This is a genomic window from Minwuia thermotolerans (genome assembly GCF_002924445.1).
Classification (GTDB): Bacteria; Pseudomonadota; Alphaproteobacteria; order Minwuiales; family Minwuiaceae; genus Minwuia; species Minwuia thermotolerans.
The window spans coordinates 103,879-119,813 of sequence record NZ_PIGG01000045.1; the positions used below are offsets into that span (position 1 = coordinate 103,879).

Sequence of the window (15,935 nt, forward strand, 5' to 3'; positions counted from 1 at the left end):
CTATTTCAATAACTTGGCTCTGGCACGGCGCGTGCTCTCTGTTCGACCGGCATCAACGCTCGACGAATTCGAGGACATCATGGGAATCGAGAACGCGATCCTGATCGGCCTGTCCCGCCAGATGGCGCTTCGCCATCAGATGGACATGGTCGCCAACAACATCGCCAACATGAACACCACCGCCTACAAGTCGGAGGAACTGCTGTTCCGCGAGTACCTGGTGACGTCCGAACAGGGCGACCAGATGTCCTACGTCGAGAGCTACGGCACGCTCCGCAACACCACCGAAGGCGCAATGCGCCCCACCGAGAACCCGCTGGATCTGGCGATCTCGGGCGTCGGCTACTTCGTGGTGGAGACCGAGGACGGTCCCAAATACACCCGCAACGGCCATTTCCGCCTCAACGAGGAAGGCCAGCTCACGACCATGGAAGGCGATCCGGTTCTCGACGTCGACGACCGCATCATCGAGTTCGCCGATCCCTCTACCGAAATCTCCGTCTCCAAGGACGGCTCCATCACCGGCGTCGACGGCCAGGACTTCCGCATCGCCGTGGTGAGCTTCGAGAACGACCAGGCGCTGAAGAAGGATCAGAACGGCCTCTACAAGACCGATCAGGATCCCGTGCCCGTCGAAACCCCCGGCGTCCTGCAGGGCATGCTGGAGGGGTCCAACGTCCAGCCCATTATCCAGATGACCAACATGATCGAGGTCCAGCGCGCCTACGAGCAGATGCAGAAGGCCATGAACACCGAACACGACCTGCAGCGCGACGCCATCGGGCGTCTGGGCGCGGTCGCCTGAACGCCGGAACCCGAGGAGTAAGCCGAAATGCGCAGCCTTTCCATCGCCGCCACGGGCATGCTGGCCCAGCAGCTCAACGTCGAGGTCATCTCGAACAACATCGCCAACCTGAACACCACCGGCTTCAAGCGTCAGCGCGCCGCGTTCCAGGATCTGCTCTACCAGAACGTCCGCCGCGTCGGCTCCAACTCCTCCGACGCCGGCACCATCGTGCCCTCGGGCGTGCAGATCGGCGTCGGCGTGAAGGCCGGATCGGTCTACCGCATCTCCGAACAGGGCGATCTGGCGATCACGGACAACCCGCTGGACATGGCCATCAACGGACGCGGCTTCTTTCGTGTGACCCTGCCCACCGGCGAGGACGCCTTCACCCGGGCCGGCACCTTCTCGGTGTCGCCGGACGGCCAGATCGTCACCCAGGAGGGATTCGTTGTCGCTCCGGGCATTGTCGTGCCCAACAACGTTCAGGACCTCTCGATCAACGCCAATGGCGAGGTTCTGGCCAAGATCGCCGGCCAGACCGACTTCCAGAACCTGGGTCAGTTCGAACTGGCCAACTTCTTCAACGACGCGGGCCTGGAAGCCATCGGCGACAATCTGTTCCTGGAAACCCCGGCCTCCGGCGCGGCCACGATCGGCATTCCCGGCCAGGCCGGCTTCGGCGTGATCCAGCAGGGCTTCCTGGAAACCTCCAACGTGAACCCGGTGCAGGAGATCACACACCTGATCACCGCCCAGCGCGCCTACGAGATGAATTCCAAGGTCATCACCGCATCCGACGAGATGATGTCCGCCATCAACACCCTGAGGTGATCGCCATGAGCCGCACCATCGCCGCCCTGATCGCCGCCGTCCTGATGACCGTCGCCGCCGCGGCCGCCGCCGCGACCGACATCATCGACGCGACCATGAAACACGGCATCGTCGTCGATCGGCCCACCATCCTGCTTTCCGATGTGCTGGAAGGCGCCGACGCCCGCGAGGACGTCGTCATCGCCCGCGCGCCGATGCCCGGCGACAAGGTGGCGCTCAACCCGCTCGCCGTCGCCCGCATCGCCGGCCGCCATCGCATCCGCTGGATGCCGCCGGCGAACCTGCACCGCATCATGGTCCGCCGGGCCAGCCAGATCGTCGACGCCGGCCAGGTGCTGACAGAAATCGAGCTGGCGCTGATGGACGCCGCGCCCCAGGCCGATCTCGAGATCGAACTGGCCGGCCGCCGCCCCACTCTGCACGTCGCCACCGACGCCGACCCCAGCGTTCAGGTGGAAAGCATGGACTATGACCGCCGCACGGGCCGCTTCACCGCCATCGTCGCCGCCCCGGCCGACGACCCGTCCGCCCAGCGCCACAAGATCCACGGCCGCGCCTGGCCGATGACGGAGGTGCCGGTCCTGTCCCGCGCGATCCGGCCGGGCGACGAGATCATGCCCCAGGACGTCGGCTGGCAGCGGGTCCGCGAGGACCGCGTGCGCCGCCAGAACGTGGTCGACATCGCCGAGCTCGTCGGCATGAGCCCGAAGCGTTCGATCCCTGCGAACCGCATGGTCCGCGTCAGCGACCTGCGCCGCCCGGTGATGGTCGCCAAGGGCGATATCGTCACCATGGTCTTCCTGACCAACGGTCTGACGCTGACCGCCTCGGGCCGCGCCATCGAGGATGGCGGCCGCAATGCGGTGGTCCGTGTGATGAACGAACGCAGCCGCATGATCGTCGAAGGCCGCGTCACGGCGCCCGGAAGGGTGTCCGTCGGCGAGGCCGCCCACCGCCTGTCGCAGTTGCAGGACTGACCATGTCCGCGCCCCACAGCCATCCCCAGCAAGGTAGCACGCAGATGACCCGAATGATCACCCGCCTCGGCGTTCTCGCCATCGCCGCCGCCGCCCTCGCCGCCTGCGGCACCGTCGACCGCGTCGCCAATATCGGCAAGGCGCCGGACCTGGCCGCGATCGAGGATCCGCGGAAGGACGAAAACTATCGTCAGGTCAGCCTGCCGATGCCGCGGCCGGAACCCGTCATCCACCAGGCCAACTCGCTCTGGCGTCCCGGCGCGCGCGCCTTCTTCAAGGACCAGCGGGCCGCCCAGATCGGCGACATCCTGACCATCGTCGTCGCGATCCAGGACGAGGCCCAGCTCAACAACTCGACCACGCGCAACCGCACCGCCTCCGAGGACGCGGACCTGACACAGTTCTTCGGCCTGCAGGGGAACCTGCCCAACTTCCTGCCCGACGCCGTCGACCCGACCAGCCTTGTCAGCCTGGGCAACACCAGCGCCCACAACGGCACCGGCACGGTGGACCGCGAGGAGACGATCAACCTGCAGGTCGCAGCCCTGGTGGTCGATGTCCTGCCGAACGGCAATCTGGTCATCGCCGGCCGCCAGGAGGTGCGGGTCAACTACGAGGTCCGCGACCTGCGCGTCTCCGGCGTGGTCCGCCCGCAGGACATCACCGCCACGAACACCATCCAGCACAGCCAGATCGCCGAGGCGCGCATTTCCTACGGCGGCCGCGGCCAGCTCACCGACGTGCAGCAGCCGCGCTACGGCCAGCAGCTCTTCGACGTGCTGATGCCGTTCTGAGCCAACAGTCTTCCCTCGTCCGAAAGACCATCCCCCAATAGTCTTGACAGGGAATTGGGCCGGCGCCCCGAAAGGCGCCGGCCTCTTTTTTGTCTCGATGTCCGGGGCGCGGCGTCAGTCGTCGCGGTACGACTTCTCCCGCCGCTCATGGCGCTCCTGCGCTTCCACGGAAAGGGTCGCGATCGGACGGGCTTCCAGCCGGTTCAGGCTGATCGGGTCGCCGGTGTCCTCGCAATAGCCGTAGGTGTCGTCTTCGATGCGCTGCAGCGCGGCGTCGATCTTCGCGATCAGCTTGCGCTGCCGGTCACGGGTCCGCAGTTCCAGTGCGCGGTCGGTTTCGGTCGATGCGCGGTCGGCGAGGTCTGCGAGACGCTCGGTCTCCGACTGCATGGTCTTGATGGTTTCCTGAGAGTCCCGAAGGATGTCGTCCCGCCAGCGCAGAAGCTTCTTGCGGAAGTATTCCTTCTGGACGGGGTTCATGAACGGCTCGTCATCGCTGGGCCGATACCCGTCACTCGATTGGATCCCCATTGGCCTCCCTCGTCGACTGATGGGATGAAACGGCGCGGAATATATGGGGCGCGGCAGAACGCCACAAGCCTTTTCGATGAAAAAGGGCGATTGCGAACTATCGGGTTAACAGCCTGACCTAATTGTGATATTTGGCCAGTTCGACCGCGACGCGAAGATCGATCGCGTCAAGGGTTTCCTTGAGTCCCGGATCGTCGCTGTCGCTCCTGCGGGCCGACAACGCGCTCGCGAGGTTCTCCAGCGTCCGACGCGTCAGGCTTCCCGAGAGCAGGGAGATGCGAATTTCGTCCAGCCGGTCGAGGAGGTCGTCTGCGCGGCGAATTTCCTGGCGGCGGCGACGCTCTGGCGTATCGTCCTCCTGCGCCAGCAGCACCGCGCCAAGCGCCGACGGGCCGCCCAGTCCGGTCAACATCGCCGGCGCGCTGGCCTGGGGAGATTCGCCGACCGCGAAGGTCCCGCCGTCGGCCCGCTGTTCGCGCCGCCGGGTCCGGTTCGCCGGCTGGGCGCTCTTCAGGCTCTGGGTATCGATCTTCATGTGCGTTCGAATCCTGTCCTCATGACAAGCGACTGTCCCCCAACGGCGTAAAGAATTCCTTTAGAACCGGCAGATCTTGCCGCCCTGGCGGCAGAAACGTCCCGCCCCGAGGTCCGGCCATGGGCGGTATCCCCCGGAAAAGCCGGAACTTTTTCATGGCACGACTTTCGCTTGGAGGACGCCGCCAGAACAGCATCTCACAGGGCAGAACCATGTTTCGCACCGTACTCGCCGCGTTCATCGGAACACTCGCCGTCCTCGCGGCCACGCCTTCGGAGGCGTCCTCGGTCCGGCTGAAGGACATCGTCGAGTTCGAAGGCATCCGCGACAATCCGCTGGTGGGCTACGGCCTGGTCGTCGGCCTGCAGGGCACGGGCGACACCCTGAACAACTCCCCCTTCACCCAGCAGAGCCTGGAGGCGATGCTGGAGCGGCTGGGCGTCAATACCCGCGACCAGAACATCAACACCGAGAACGTCGCCGCGGTGATGGTCACTGCCGACCTGCCGGCCTTCGGGCGGCAGGGCTCCCGCATCGACGTGGTGGTCAACTCCATGGGCGACGCCGAAAGCCTGCTTGGCGGCACGCTGCTGGTCACCCCGCTGATCGGCGCTGACGGCGAGGTCTATGCCGTGGCCCAGGGTCCGATCATCGTCGGCGGCTTCAGCGCCACCGGCAACGCCCAGACCGTGACCAAGAACATTCCCACCGTCGGGCGCATCTCCAATGGCGGCATCGTCGAGCGCGAGACCGGCTTCGAGCTGGTGCACATGAATCAGATGCGGCTCAGCCTGCGCAACCCGGACCTGACAACGGCCATGCGGGTCGAGGAGGCGATCAACGGCCAGTTGGGCAAGCGCATCTCCAAGGCCGTCGACCCGACCACCGTCGTGCTGGCGATTCCGGAGGACCGCCGCCTCGACATGGTCGGCCTGCTGGCCGAGATCGAACAGGTGCGCGTCGAAACCGACCAGATCGCCCGCATCGTCATCGACGAAAAGGCCGGCGTCATCGTCATGGGCCGCGACGTGCGGGTGGACGAGATCGCCATCGCCCAGGGCAATCTGACGGTCACCGTGACCGAGACGCCGCAGGTCAGCCAGCCCAACGCCTTCGCCGCGCAGGGCAACACGGAGACCGTGGACCGCACAGCCATCCAGATCGACGAGGGCGAGGACCGCAAGCTGACGGTGCTCGAGCAGGGCGTCAGCCTGCAGCAGCTCGTCGATGGTCTGAACGCCCTCGGCGTCGGACCGCGCGACATGATCTCCATCCTTCAGACCATCAAGGCCGCCGGCGCCCTGCAGGCGGAAATCGAGGTGATGTGATGGCCGGTTTCGAACAGCTCAACGCCGCCCGCAACATCGTCCCGGCCGCACCCGAGGCGCCGCAGAGCGCGGCGCAGAGAAAAGCCAGGGAAACCGCCGAGGACTTCGAGGCGGTGTTCATCTCCCAGATGCTGGCGCACATGAAGATGGGCGTCGATCCCGACGGCGCCTTCGCGGGCGGCAAGGGCGAGGAAGCCTTCCAGTCTGTGATGAACGAGAAATATGGCGAGGCCGTCGCCGAGATGGGCGGAATCGGCATCGCCGACGCCATCTACCGCGAGATCCTGAAACTGCAGGAGAGCACGGAATGAGCACCGAAAGTGGCCCCGCCGCCGTGACCGAGAGCGCCCGCCGCCTGATCGAGCTGATCGAAACCGAGAACGCCTGCCTGGAAGCCCGGCAGCCACAGAAGCTCGCCGACACCGAGGCCCGGAAGCGCGACCTGATCGAACGCTACCGCGCCGAAGTCGACATGATCCGTTCGGGGCGCGTCCGCATCCGTCCCGAAGAACGCCAGATCCTGATCGACACCGGCCGCGCGCTGGAGACCGCCATGGCGCGGCACGCCCGCATGGTCGTGCGCATGAAGTCGGTCACCGAGGGGCTGGTCCACGCCGTGGCCGAGCGAGCCGCCCGCAACAAGGCGCCGGCGGACGGCTACGGCGCCAATGGGCGCGTCCAGGCCGCGACCCTCGCCCGCAACGCCTATCGCGCCCCGACGGCGCTTTCCGTCAACCGGATGGTCTGATCGCGCCAACCTCCGCAGGGTCCGCATCCCTCTTCGTTCAAGGCCATGCAAACGCTTGATCGCGTGCTCGACCGAGCTAGAATGAACATTGTTCATTCTACTGATCGGAGTTCATTCACAATGGCTGAAGACACTTTCGAGACGGTCCGCTACGACAGGGAAGGCCGCATCGCGCGGATCACGCTCGACCGGCCGGACCGGCTGAACGCCATCGGCAGCGGCATGCCGGGCGAGATCGCCGCCGCGGTGGCGCGCGCGAATGCCGACGACGAGATCCACGCGATTGTCGTTCAGGGCGCCGGCCGGGCCTTCTGCGCGGGCTACGACCTCAAGGAATACGCAGAAGCCGAGGGCGAGAACCCCGGCGTCCAGTCCATGCCGTGGGATCCGATGATCGACTACAAGTGGATGCGGGATTGCACGGAGAAGTTCATGACGCTCTGGCGCAGCGACAAGCCGACCATCGCCAAGGTGCACGGCTACGCCGTCGCCGGCGGCAGCGACATCGCTCTCTCCTGCGATTTCGTCGTCATGGCCGAGAATGCGCAGATCGGCTATCCGCCCGCCCGGGTCTGGGGCTGCCCCACGACGGCGATGTGGGTCTACCGCCTCGGCCCGGAGATGGCGAAGCGCATGCTGCTCACCGGCGACCTGATCGACGGCGCCGAGGCGAAACGGATCGGCCTGGTGCTCGACGCCGTGCCGGAAGCGGGGCTGGAGGACCGGGTCCAGACGCTGGCGCAACGCATGGCCGGCGTGCCGAAGAACCAGCTCATGATGCAGAAGATGATGATCAACCAGGCCATCGACATCATGGGCCTGCGCCATACCCAGATGTTCGCCACGCTGTTCGACGGCATCACACGCCATTCGCCCGAGGGCATGTGGTTCAAGGACCTCGCCGAGCGCGAGGGTTTCCACACCGCGGTCGCCCATCGTGACAGCGGTCAGGCCATTCCGGAAGGCCGCGAACTGAAAGCCGGACGATGAGCGCGATGCGCCGGGCCGAACGGCGCGCCGCCATCCGCGGCTTCCGGCGCGCGCAGCTTCTCGAAGCGGCGCAAGGCGTCTTCATGGAACGCGGTCTCGATGGCGCGACCATGCGGGCCATCGCCGAGACAGCGGGTTGCGCCGTCGGCACACTCTATCTGCACTTCGCCGACAAGGAGGCCATGTACGCCGCCCTGCTGGAGGACAGCCTGGACGAGCTCGCCGCGCATGTGCGGGCGGCCGGCGAAACCGCCACGGATCCGGAACAGCGGGCCCGGACGGTGCTGGGCGGCATGTACAGTTACTACGCGGCGCGGCCGGACGAACTGGAACTCGGGCTCTACCTGTTCGGCGGCGCCCGGCGGCGCGGTCTCGGGCCGGAAGCCGACCGGCGGCTCAACGCCGGACTGGGAAAGACCATCGACCTGAAAATCGGCGCGCTGCGCGCCATCGCGCCCGGACTCGACGACGGTCACGTGCGCGCGATCGTCGCGGGCTTGCTCTCGGAAACAGTCGGCGCGCTGATCCTGCAGGCCACGGGCCGTCTCCGGCTGCTCGGAGCCGATGCCGGGACCATCGTCGCCCGAAGTGTCGATCAGGCCATCGCCGAAACCGGGGCCTGACCCGACGCTCTGGCGATCAGGTCGGCCACCTCGACGGGATGGCTGTCCAACATGGCGTGGGTCGCACCTGCGATCGTTTCCCGGCATGCATCGGGCAGCAATTGCTCGAGCGCATCCAGAATTCGGCCTGCGACCGGCGGGCTGGCGGCACCCGCCACCAACCGGACGGGACAGGCGATGCGCCGCAAGGCCTCGGCTTCGATGCGGTCGGCAAAACTGGCGGCGACGTCGCGCGCATTGGCCGCCGCCGCTCTATTGAGATGCTGACGCGCTGGCGGTGGCATGGCGTCGAAGACACCTTTTCCGAACCAGTAGTCCACCATGGCGGCGATTGCGTCTGGCGCGCCGGACTCCACGACGGAGACATAGGCTGCGAAGAACCGCTCAGCCGCCTGGAATTCCGCGCTGGCGCCGGCCAGCGTGAGCGCCCTGAAACACACCGGTTCCAGCAGCACAAGCCCCGCCAGACGTTCCGGCGCCAGCGCGGCAAGATGCAGCGCGACATTGCCGCCATAGGAATGGCCAACGAGGGTGAGCGGCGGAGTCATGGCCTCCAGGTGTGAGAGCATCGCGACGGCTGCCACGCGTGTGCGTTCGGACGCCGGTGCCTCCAGCGGAATGCTGCTGCCGTGGCCGGGCAGGTCCGGCGCCGCGACCGGCGCCACCCCTTCCAGGCGTTCAACAACCCGCTTCCAGGAACGGCCGGCGCCCGACGAGCCGTGAAGTAGCAGCACTGGTGTCCGCTGTGTCGTCCTCATTGTCCAATGCCTTTCGATCTCACCGAGATCCATCTCCACCATCTGGCGGAACGGATTATCCATGTATACACATTTGTTGTATATACATGAAATGAACAGCGCGAATCGCCCGAATGCCCGGATCCGCCGCGAGCTGATTGCCGCCGCCCGCAGCACCGTCGCCACCGATCTCGGCTGGCAGAGCCGGCAATTCACGCGCCGTATCGCCGCGCGCCTCGACGAGGCGCTCGCGCCAACCGGCGTCAATTCCGTACAATTCAGCCTGATGTGCCTGGTGGCGTCGTCCCCTGACGACACCATCGCCGGGCTGGCGAGGGCTGCCGACCTCGACGCCTCGACCCTGTCGCGCAATCTTGCGCATCTTCAGCGCGCCGAACTGGTGGAAATCGTGATGGTGGAAAAGGACCGTCGCCGGCGGTCGGTCTGGCTGAGCGAAACCGGTCTACGAGTGCTGGAACGGGGCATGCCTGTCTGGCGCGAGGTCCATGAATGGCTGCTCGCGAAACTGGACCGCGATCTGCCCGAAGCCATCGCGTCGGCACTCGGCTCGCTGCCGCCGGTACGCGCCGAAACGGAAAGCGTCCTCCGCCCGGGCCGGGAGAAGGACGCCTGATCGCTGCTTGCCGGAAAGCCCGGCCCTACTTCTTCGCGGCGCGTTCCACGCGGCGCTCGGCGATGCGGGCCGACTTGCCACGGCGGCCACGCAGGTAATAGAGCTTCGCGCGGCGGACCTTGCCGCGGCGCACGACGTCGATGCTGTCGATCGACGGCGAATAGAGCGGGAAGATGCGCTCCACGCCCTCTCCGTAGGAAATCTTGCGGACCGTGAAGGAAGAATTCAGACCCCGGTTGCGCCGGGCGATGCAGACGCCTTCGAAGGCCTGGACGCGCTCGCGGTTGCCTTCGGTCACGCGCACGTTCACGCGCACGGTGTCACCGGGCTGGAACACCGGGATCGTCTTGCCTTCGGTAACGCGCGCGATCTCCGCGGCGTTGATCTCGTCGATGAGGTTCATCTCTCTCAACCTTCTTCGTTCGTGTAACGTCGCCAGAGGTCCGGTCTCCGTTCCCGGGTCAGCCGTTCCGATTCGGCTTTCCGCCAGGCGCGGATGCGGGCGTGGTCGCCGCTCAACAATATCCCGGGAGGGGTCATTCCCTCCCAATTCCGCGGACGGGTGTAGTGCGGATATTCGAGAAGCCCGTCCGCGAAGCTCTCTTCCGCAAGGCTGTCGGCATTGCCCGCCACACCGGGCAACAGCCGCACCACCGCATCCATCAGCGCCAGCGCCGCATACTCGCCGCCCGACAACACGAAGTCGCCGAGGCTGACTTCCATCACGCCGCGGGCGTCCAGCACGCGCTGATCGACGCCCTCGAACCGGCCGCAGATCAGCGTTGCCGACCCGGCGTCCCTGACCGTCCCGACCAGGTCCTGATCCAGCCTCCGCCCGCGCGGGCTGAAGTAGATCAGCGGACCGCCGGCCGCGTGGCTGGCGTCGATCGCGGCCGCCAGCACATCGGGGCGCATGACCATACCGGCGCCGCCCCCGAACGGCGCGTCGTCGACGGAGCGGTGTTTATCATGAGCGAAGCCCCGGATGTCCACTGTTTTCAGCGTCCAGATCCCCGCTTCCAGCGCTTTTCCGGCCAGTGCGACGCCCAGTGGCCCGGGAAAGACTTCCGGATAGAGCGTCAGCACCGTCGCGCCGAAAGCGGGCCCGCTCATCCCGCGTCCCCGGCCTCGCCTTCCGGCTCCTCCGGTTCGCCTGTGTCGATCACCTCGATCTCGTCGGGCAGGACGACGACAATCCGGCCGCCGGCGACATCCACCTCGGGCGCCGTCTCGCGGGTGAAAGGCAGCATCAACGCGCTGCCCCTGGCCGGCTTGATGTCGAGCACGTCTCCGGCGCCGAAATCGTGGATTGCCCGCACCCGGCCGACCCTCTGGCCTTCCGCCGTCTCCGCGACAAGGCCGATCAGGTCGGCGTGGTAGAAGTCCTCCGCGTCGTCCAGGTCCGGCAACGCGGCGCGGTCGGCGTGCAGCACCAGACCTTTCAGCGCCAGCGCCGCGTCCCGATCGCCGACGCCCGAAAGTCCCGCGACGACGCCTTCCTTCGCGGTCCCCGTCACGGTCACCCGGAAGGCACGTTCGCCGTTCTCGTCAGTCAGCAGCCCATAGGCGGCGACGTCTTCCGGCGTTTCGGTGAAGGTCTTCAGGCGCACCCGCCCCTTCACGCCATGGGCGCCCGTGACAACGGCAACGGCGACTTTACCTGCGGGCATGGCGGCACCGGCGGCATCGGAACCCGGTCAGGATTCGGCCGCTTTCTCCTCCGCCGGAGTCTCGTCGGCCGGAGCTTCCTCGACCGGAGCTTCCTCGACCGGGGCTTCCGCTTCGGCGGGCGCCGCCTCGGCGTCGGCCTTGGCCTGGGCCGCTTCCTCCGCCTTCAGCCGCGCGGCGTCGATGCGCTCCTGCGCCTTGGTGCCGGGCTTGGCCTTCTGGGGGTTGTTGCGGGTCTTGGGCTCCAGCACACCTTCCTTCTCCAGGAACTTGGAGATGCGGTCGGTCGGCTGGGCGCCGACGGACAGCCAGTGCTTCGCGCGCTCCAGGTCGATGACGACGCGGTCTTCGCGGTCCTTGGGCAGCATCGGGTCGTAATGGCCGATGCGCTCGATGAAGCCGCCGTCGCGCATGGCGCGGGCGTCGGCGACGACGATACGGTAGAAGGGGCGCTTCTTGGCGCCGCCACGGGACAGCCTGATCTTCACGGCCATGTTGATCTTTTCTCCTTGCTTCGGGTTCGTCTCGCGCCCCGCCTACATGCGGGGCAGGATGCCTTGAAGCCCGGCCCGCATCATGCCGGATTTGCCGAGCTTCCTGACCTTCTTCATCATCACCGACATCTGCTTCCACTGCTTCAGCACGCGGTTGACGTCGGGCACCGTGGTGCCCGAACCGGCGGCGATGCGCTTCTTGCGCGAGGCGTTGATGAGCTTGGGATTGCGCCGCTCCTTCGGCGTCATGGAGCCGATGATCGCCTCCTGACGCCGGAGCATCTTCGGATCGATATTGGCGTCGGCGAGCTGCTGCTTGACCTGCCTGGCGCCGGGCAGCATGCCCGCCAGCCCTTCCAGCCCGCCCATCTTCTGCATCTGCTGAAGCTGGCCGCGCAGATCCTCCAGGTCGAACTCGCCCTTCTTCATCCGGGCGGCGAGCTTCTTCGCGTCCTCTTCCTGGATCGATTCCTGGGCCTTCTCGACCAGGCCCACGACGTCGCCCATGCCGAGGATGCGGTTGGCGATGCGGTCGGGGTGGAAGGTCTCCAGCGCGTCCATCTTCTCACCGACGCCGATCAGCTTGATCGGCCGGCCGGTGACCGCGCGCATCGACAGCGCCGCGCCGCCGCGGCCATCGCCGTCGACGCGGGTGAGCATGATGCCGGTCACGCCGACGCGCTCGTCGAACTGCTTCGCCACGTTCACGGCGTCCTGGCCCGTCAGTGCATCCGCGACCAGCAAGGTCTCGTGCGGGTTCACCGCGTCGCGGACGGCGGCGACCTCCTGCATCAACTGCTCGTCGACATGCAGCCGGCCGGCAGTGTCGAGAAGGACGACGTCATAGCCCTGCAGCCTGGCCGACTGCAGGGCGCGCTTCGCGATGTCGACCGGCATCTGCCCCGGCACGACGGGCAGGGTCGGAACCTCGGCCTGCTCGCCCAGCACCCTGAGCTGCTCCTGGGCCGCCGGACGGCGGACGTCCAGCGAGGCCATCAGGACCTTCTTCTTTTCCCGGTTCTTCAGCCTGTAGGCAATCTTGGCCGTCGAGGTGGTCTTGCCCGAACCCTGCAGTCCGACGATCAGGATCGGCACCGGCGGCGCGGCATTGAGGGAGAGTTCCTCGGTCTCCCTGCCCAGAACCTCGATCAGGTGGTCGTTGACGATCTTGACGACCATCTGCGCCGGCGAGACGGAGCGGACGACCTCCTGGCCGACCGCCTGCTTCTTCACCTCGGCGACGAAATCCTTCACCACCGACAGGGCGACATCGGCTTCCAGCAGCGCGATCCGGACCTCGCGCAGGGCCTCGTCGACATCCTTCTCCGACAGGGCGCCGCGCTTGCGCAGCCGCCCGAAGACGTCGCCCAGTCTGTCGCTCAAGCTATCGAACATCGGTCCCGGCCCTTCGGTTTCGCTTCATCCGGTCGGCGCAACGCAAAATGCACCGGCGGACGAAACTCGTCGGCCGGTGTGTACTTCCCCGTCCCGGGGCCGCACGAAAGGTCGAGCCTTTCCGGTTGAAGCCGGGTTCTTACGCGCGCCTCCGCGTCAAGTCAACCGAGGCGGTGGCGCTCAGTCGCAGTCGGGCTTGTCGTAGATCTCCACCTCGGTCAGGCGCGCCTGCACCGCGAGATCGGTCGTCTCCATCGTGAAGTCGCCCGACAACCCGTTCTCCCAGAACCGCATCTGGGTTTCGTAATAGGGCGCGGCTTCCGCCTGGTCCGGCTTGTAGAAGGACACCCGGGTCGTCCAGACTTTCTGGCCATCCATGGAATCGGGCACCGCCTTCTCCCATTCGCCCTGATAGGGGCGGATGAAACTGTCCACCAGAGAGAGTTCGTCGCCATCGAAGGTGCGCGCGTTGTGCGTGACGGCCCCGTCCACCGCCGCCTGGATCAGGTCGCGCGTGTGCTGCAGCGGAAAAAGGACCCCCGGCGGCAGCGTCTCGGGCGCGTCGCCTTCGACGCCTTCGCGCCGGCTGTAGGTGATGCGGCCCGGAGAATCGACGTCGCTGCGCGTGACCTTGCCCTCCAGCGCCGTCGCCTCGACACCGTCGAATATCTCCCGCACCTGGAAGCGGAGATTCAGTCCATCCACGGTCTCGAAGAAGCTCAGCACGGTCTCGGTCTGCAGTTCCGAGCCCTGGGCGGTGACCAGATCCAGCAGCATGCGGTGATTGTAGGTCACCCCGTCGCAGGTCCGGTCGTAGTGATAGACCATCCGGCCGCTGACCTGCGCGAAGGCCGACCCGCTCGCGCGCTGCAGCCGTTCCATGTCGTAGACCGCACGGTGCGGCGTCAGGCCCGAGGCGGCCAGGGCGGGGCCGGCGAAAAGCAACGTCGCCAGCAATATGGTCAGTCGTTTCATCATCATCTCGCGCTGCGGAAAGATTGCGCTTAACCTGATCTTTCGACCGAGCAAATACAAGCATTGGGGCAAAAGGATGTCCGACCGGCCGCGCCTGCTCGTCACCCGCCGGATGCCCGACGCCGTGACGGCGCGCGCCGCGCGCGACTACGACGCCGTCCTCAACCCCGAGGACGTGATCATGCCTCCCGAAACGCTGCTCCGCGCGGCCGAGGGCAAGGACGCGATGCTGATCTGCAGTTCCGAGAAGATCACCGCCGAACTCGTCGCCGCGCTGCCCGATAGCGTCCGGATCATCTCGACCTTCTCCGTCGGGCATGAGCACATCGACGTCGAAGCCGTGAAAGCCAGCGGCCGGGCCGTGACCAACACGCCGGAGGTACTGAACGAGGCCGTCGCCGACCTGGCGATCCTGCTGCTGCTCGGTGCCGCGCGGCGCGGACACGAGGGCCAGAGCCTGGTGCGCGATGGCCGCTGGAACCGCTGGCACACCACCATGCTGCTCGGCAAGGATCTGGGCGGCGCACGCCTCGGCATTCTCGGCATGGGCGGGATCGGCCGCGCCATCGCCCGCCGCGCACGCGGCTTCGGACTGGAGATCCACTATCACAACCGCCGGCCGCTGCCCGCGGAGCTGGAAGAGGGCGCGGTCTATCACGACAGTCCCGAAGCGCTCGCGGCGGTTTCCGACTTCCTGTCGGTCAACTGCCCTTCCACGGCCGAGACGCGCGGCCTCGTCGATGCCGCCTTCATCGACGCGATGCCGAAGGACGCCGTTCTGGTGAATACCGCCCGCGGCGACATCGTCGACGACGACGCCGTGATCGCGGCATTGACCAGCGGCCGGCTCTTCGCCGCCGGCCTGGACGTCTTCGCCGGCGAGCCGGACCTCGATCCGCGCTATCGCGGCCTGGCCAACGCGTTCCTGCTGCCGCATCTGGGCAGCGCCACCTTCGGCACGCGGGACGCCATGGGCTTCTGCTGCCTCGACAATCTCGACGCCTTCTTTGCCGGCAAGCCTTGCCCCACGGCCCTGTGAAGGGCGGCAGAAATTTCCGGCGGCATTCCGATGCCGCTTCCTTCGATCACCTAAGCCATTGAAAACGCGTCATGGAAAGCGCGGCACGGCGCTTGCTCAATGAACCGCGCGAAGAGTTGCAGAAGAACCTCGGAGCGGAACCGATGAGCCTAGCCGTAATCCCCGAAGCCCTGAGCGACGCCCCCATGGTCGGCCGACTGGCCACAGAGATCGTGCGGCGGTTCTCGTTCCCCGACGCCAATTATGACGGCGAACGACTGATCCTGCTGGAGCGCATCATCGATTTCGCGGCCAATGCGGAACGCGAAATCCAGGAGCAGCGCGAGAAGATCGCCGAACTGGAGGCGCTGGCCCGCACCGACGAGCTTACCGGCCTGATCAACCGCCGCGGCCTGGAGGCCGCCCTGGAGCAGTTGCTTTCCGCCGCGAACCGTCACGACGAGGAAGGCGTCATCTGCTACATTGACGTCGACGACTTCAAGGGCATCAACGACAAGCACGGCCACGCCCGCGGCGACAAGGTGCTGCAGAAGGTGGCCGAGATCATTTCCGACCATGTGCGCCTGGACGACATCGTCGCCCGCGTCGGCGGCGACGAGTTCGTGGTCGTGCTGACCCGGACATCGCTGCGCAATGGTCTGCGCAAGGCCAAGGAACTGCAGCACACGCTGGATGCGACAGTGATCGGCAAGGGCTGCAACACCATCCGCATCAACGTCTCCCTGGGTATCCAGGGCTATGACGGCCGGACCTGCCTGGCGGACGTCATGGCCATGGCCGACCATGCCATGTACGCCGACAAGCGCGCCCGCAAGCTTTCCCTGGTGCCGATCGGTCTCTGAGCGCGCC

The 15,935-nt window shown here is 66.6% G+C and carries 21 protein-coding genes; 12 read left to right on the forward strand and 9 right to left on the reverse strand.

Annotated features, from left to right (window positions below):
- Positions 1 to 79: 79 nt before the first annotated feature.
- From flgF to flgH, 4 genes are read left to right on the forward strand one after another with little or no spacing between them, the layout of a single operon-like run.
- The gene (gene flgF, locus CWC60_RS14725; protein WP_109794699.1) at positions 80 to 805 is read left to right on the forward strand and encodes a flagellar basal-body rod protein FlgF; all 726 of its coding nucleotides are present in this window, start codon (positions 80 to 82) and stop codon (positions 803 to 805) included.
- A 27-nt stretch (positions 806 to 832) separates the two neighbouring features.
- Positions 833 to 1,618 carry a flagellar basal-body rod protein FlgG gene (gene flgG, locus CWC60_RS14730; RefSeq protein ID WP_109794700.1) on the forward strand — a complete coding sequence of 262 codons (786 nt, stop codon included), beginning with the start codon at positions 833 to 835 and terminating at the stop codon, positions 1,616 to 1,618.
- A 5-nt stretch (positions 1,619 to 1,623) separates the two neighbouring features.
- Complete coding sequence (flgA, locus tag CWC60_RS14735) at positions 1,624 to 2,595, forward strand: flagellar basal body P-ring formation chaperone FlgA (protein WP_109796402.1); 972 nt, start codon at positions 1,624 to 1,626, stop codon at positions 2,593 to 2,595.
- A gap of 44 nt (positions 2,596 to 2,639) precedes the next feature.
- Complete coding sequence (flgH, locus tag CWC60_RS14740; protein WP_109794702.1) at positions 2,640 to 3,389, forward strand: flagellar basal body L-ring protein FlgH; 750 nt, start codon at positions 2,640 to 2,642, stop codon at positions 3,387 to 3,389.
- A 114-nt stretch (positions 3,390 to 3,503) separates the two neighbouring features.
- On the opposite strand, the gene dksA is transcribed toward flgH, so the two are convergent.
- Positions 3,504 to 3,920 carry an RNA polymerase-binding protein DksA gene (dksA, locus tag CWC60_RS14745; RefSeq protein WP_109794703.1) on the reverse strand — a complete coding sequence of 139 codons (417 nt, stop codon included), beginning with the start codon at positions 3,918 to 3,920 and terminating at the stop codon, positions 3,504 to 3,506.
- Between the two features lie 118 nt (positions 3,921 to 4,038).
- Positions 4,039 to 4,455, reverse strand: coding sequence for a flagellar assembly protein FliX (locus tag CWC60_RS14750; RefSeq protein WP_109794704.1), 417 nt, complete (start codon positions 4,453 to 4,455; stop codon positions 4,039 to 4,041).
- Positions 4,456 to 4,667: 212 nt separating this feature from the next.
- Here CWC60_RS14750 and CWC60_RS14755 point away from each other — a divergent pair, with 212 nt between their 5' ends.
- The 5 genes from CWC60_RS14755 (at position 4,668) to CWC60_RS14775 (ending at position 8,144) form a co-directional block, all read left to right on the forward strand.
- Entirely contained in the window at positions 4,668 to 5,783 is a 1,116-nt protein-coding gene (locus CWC60_RS14755) for a flagellar basal body P-ring protein FlgI (RefSeq protein WP_109794705.1), read from the forward strand.
- Positions 5,783 to 6,094 carry a rod-binding protein gene (locus CWC60_RS14760; protein ID WP_109794706.1) on the forward strand — a complete coding sequence of 104 codons (312 nt, stop codon included), beginning with the start codon at positions 5,783 to 5,785 and terminating at the stop codon, positions 6,092 to 6,094. The genes CWC60_RS14755 and CWC60_RS14760 overlap by 1 nt, the downstream gene beginning before the upstream one ends.
- Complete coding sequence (locus CWC60_RS14765; RefSeq protein WP_109794707.1) at positions 6,091 to 6,531, forward strand: hypothetical protein; 441 nt, start codon at positions 6,091 to 6,093, stop codon at positions 6,529 to 6,531. The genes CWC60_RS14760 and CWC60_RS14765 overlap by 4 nt, the downstream gene beginning before the upstream one ends.
- 120 nt (positions 6,532 to 6,651) lie before the next feature.
- Positions 6,652 to 7,521, forward strand: a complete 870-nt coding sequence (locus CWC60_RS14770; RefSeq protein WP_109794708.1) for a crotonase/enoyl-CoA hydratase family protein — start codon at positions 6,652 to 6,654, stop codon at positions 7,519 to 7,521.
- A complete protein-coding gene (locus CWC60_RS14775) occupies positions 7,518 to 8,144 on the forward strand; it encodes a TetR/AcrR family transcriptional regulator (protein WP_109794709.1) in 627 nt (208 codons plus the stop codon). The genes CWC60_RS14770 and CWC60_RS14775 overlap by 4 nt, the downstream gene beginning before the upstream one ends.
- Here the strand turns inward: CWC60_RS14775 and CWC60_RS14780 are convergent.
- Positions 8,117 to 8,965 (reverse strand): alpha/beta fold hydrolase, encoded by an 849-nt coding sequence (locus CWC60_RS14780; RefSeq protein ID WP_164516559.1) that lies wholly within the window; start codon positions 8,963 to 8,965, stop codon positions 8,117 to 8,119. The two genes, CWC60_RS14775 and CWC60_RS14780, sit on opposite strands and share 28 nt — an antisense overlap.
- A gap of 28 nt (positions 8,966 to 8,993) precedes the next feature.
- Here CWC60_RS14780 and CWC60_RS14785 point away from each other — a divergent pair, with 28 nt between their 5' ends.
- The gene (locus CWC60_RS14785) at positions 8,994 to 9,515 is read left to right on the forward strand and encodes a MarR family winged helix-turn-helix transcriptional regulator (protein ID WP_164516560.1); all 522 of its coding nucleotides are present in this window, start codon (positions 8,994 to 8,996) and stop codon (positions 9,513 to 9,515) included.
- Between the two features lie 25 nt (positions 9,516 to 9,540).
- Here CWC60_RS14785 and rplS read toward each other — a convergent pair whose 3' ends face one another.
- From rplS to CWC60_RS14815, 6 genes are all read right to left on the reverse strand, one after another.
- Positions 9,541 to 9,918, reverse strand: a complete 378-nt coding sequence (rplS, locus tag CWC60_RS14790) for a 50S ribosomal protein L19 (RefSeq protein WP_109794711.1) — start codon at positions 9,916 to 9,918, stop codon at positions 9,541 to 9,543.
- A gap of 5 nt (positions 9,919 to 9,923) precedes the next feature.
- Entirely contained in the window at positions 9,924 to 10,628 is a 705-nt protein-coding gene (trmD, locus tag CWC60_RS14795; RefSeq protein ID WP_109794712.1) for a tRNA (guanosine(37)-N1)-methyltransferase TrmD, read from the reverse strand.
- Positions 10,625 to 11,185, reverse strand: a complete 561-nt coding sequence (rimM, locus tag CWC60_RS14800) for a ribosome maturation factor RimM (RefSeq protein ID WP_109794713.1) — start codon at positions 11,183 to 11,185, stop codon at positions 10,625 to 10,627. Before rimM ends, trmD begins: the two co-directional genes overlap by 4 nt.
- A gap of 27 nt (positions 11,186 to 11,212) precedes the next feature.
- Entirely contained in the window at positions 11,213 to 11,677 is a 465-nt protein-coding gene (rpsP, locus tag CWC60_RS24405; RefSeq protein ID WP_109794714.1) for a 30S ribosomal protein S16, read from the reverse strand.
- A gap of 42 nt (positions 11,678 to 11,719) precedes the next feature.
- Positions 11,720 to 13,072, reverse strand: coding sequence for a signal recognition particle protein (ffh, locus tag CWC60_RS14810; protein WP_109794715.1), 1,353 nt, complete (start codon positions 13,070 to 13,072; stop codon positions 11,720 to 11,722).
- Between the two features lie 180 nt (positions 13,073 to 13,252).
- A complete protein-coding gene (locus CWC60_RS14815) occupies positions 13,253 to 14,047 on the reverse strand; it encodes an EipB family protein (protein WP_164516561.1) in 795 nt (264 codons plus the stop codon).
- Between the two features lie 76 nt (positions 14,048 to 14,123).
- On the opposite strand from CWC60_RS14815, the gene CWC60_RS14820 reads away from it, so the two are divergent.
- Together CWC60_RS14820 and CWC60_RS14825 are read left to right on the forward strand one after the other, a co-directional pair.
- The gene (locus tag CWC60_RS14820; RefSeq protein ID WP_109794717.1) at positions 14,124 to 15,086 is read left to right on the forward strand and encodes a 2-hydroxyacid dehydrogenase; all 963 of its coding nucleotides are present in this window, start codon (positions 14,124 to 14,126) and stop codon (positions 15,084 to 15,086) included.
- 143 nt (positions 15,087 to 15,229) lie between these two features.
- A complete protein-coding gene (locus CWC60_RS14825) occupies positions 15,230 to 15,928 on the forward strand; it encodes a GGDEF domain-containing protein (RefSeq protein ID WP_164516562.1) in 699 nt (232 codons plus the stop codon).
- Positions 15,929 to 15,935 lie beyond the last annotated feature (7 nt).

Coding starts and splice junctions, on each gene's coding strand:
- flgF (WP_109794699.1), top strand. CDS start 80: ATGGGAATCGAGAACGCGATCCTGATCGGCCTGTCCCGCCAGATGGCG.
- flgG (WP_109794700.1), top strand. CDS start 833: ATGCGCAGCCTTTCCATCGCCGCCACGGGCATGCTGGCCCAGCAGCTC.
- flgA (WP_109796402.1), top strand. CDS start 1,624: ATGAGCCGCACCATCGCCGCCCTGATCGCCGCCGTCCTGATGACCGTC.
- flgH (WP_109794702.1), top strand. CDS start 2,640: ATGACCCGAATGATCACCCGCCTCGGCGTTCTCGCCATCGCCGCCGCC.
- dksA (WP_109794703.1), bottom strand. CDS start 3,920: ATGGGGATCCAATCGAGTGACGGGTATCGGCCCAGCGATGACGAGCCG.
- CWC60_RS14750 (WP_109794704.1), bottom strand. CDS start 4,455: ATGAAGATCGATACCCAGAGCCTGAAGAGCGCCCAGCCGGCGAACCGG.
- CWC60_RS14755 (WP_109794705.1), top strand. CDS start 4,668: ATGTTTCGCACCGTACTCGCCGCGTTCATCGGAACACTCGCCGTCCTC.
- CWC60_RS14760 (WP_109794706.1), top strand. CDS start 5,783: ATGGCCGGTTTCGAACAGCTCAACGCCGCCCGCAACATCGTCCCGGCC.
- CWC60_RS14765 (WP_109794707.1), top strand. CDS start 6,091: ATGAGCACCGAAAGTGGCCCCGCCGCCGTGACCGAGAGCGCCCGCCGC.
- CWC60_RS14770 (WP_109794708.1), top strand. CDS start 6,652: ATGGCTGAAGACACTTTCGAGACGGTCCGCTACGACAGGGAAGGCCGC.
- CWC60_RS14775 (WP_109794709.1), top strand. CDS start 7,518: ATGAGCGCGATGCGCCGGGCCGAACGGCGCGCCGCCATCCGCGGCTTC.
- CWC60_RS14780 (WP_164516559.1), bottom strand. CDS start 8,965: ATGGATAATCCGTTCCGCCAGATGGTGGAGATGGATCTCGGTGAGATC.
- CWC60_RS14785 (WP_164516560.1), top strand. CDS start 8,994: ATGAACAGCGCGAATCGCCCGAATGCCCGGATCCGCCGCGAGCTGATT.
- rplS (WP_109794711.1), bottom strand. CDS start 9,918: ATGAACCTCATCGACGAGATCAACGCCGCGGAGATCGCGCGCGTTACC.
- trmD (WP_109794712.1), bottom strand. CDS start 10,628: ATGAGCGGGCCCGCTTTCGGCGCGACGGTGCTGACGCTCTATCCGGAA.
- rimM (WP_109794713.1), bottom strand. CDS start 11,185: ATGCCCGCAGGTAAAGTCGCCGTTGCCGTTGTCACGGGCGCCCATGGC.
- rpsP (WP_109794714.1), bottom strand. CDS start 11,677: ATGGCCGTGAAGATCAGGCTGTCCCGTGGCGGCGCCAAGAAGCGCCCC.
- ffh (WP_109794715.1), bottom strand. CDS start 13,072: ATGTTCGATAGCTTGAGCGACAGACTGGGCGACGTCTTCGGGCGGCTG.
- CWC60_RS14815 (WP_164516561.1), bottom strand. CDS start 14,047: ATGAAACGACTGACCATATTGCTGGCGACGTTGCTTTTCGCCGGCCCC.
- CWC60_RS14820 (WP_109794717.1), top strand. CDS start 14,124: ATGTCCGACCGGCCGCGCCTGCTCGTCACCCGCCGGATGCCCGACGCC.
- CWC60_RS14825 (WP_164516562.1), top strand. CDS start 15,230: ATGAGCCTAGCCGTAATCCCCGAAGCCCTGAGCGACGCCCCCATGGTC.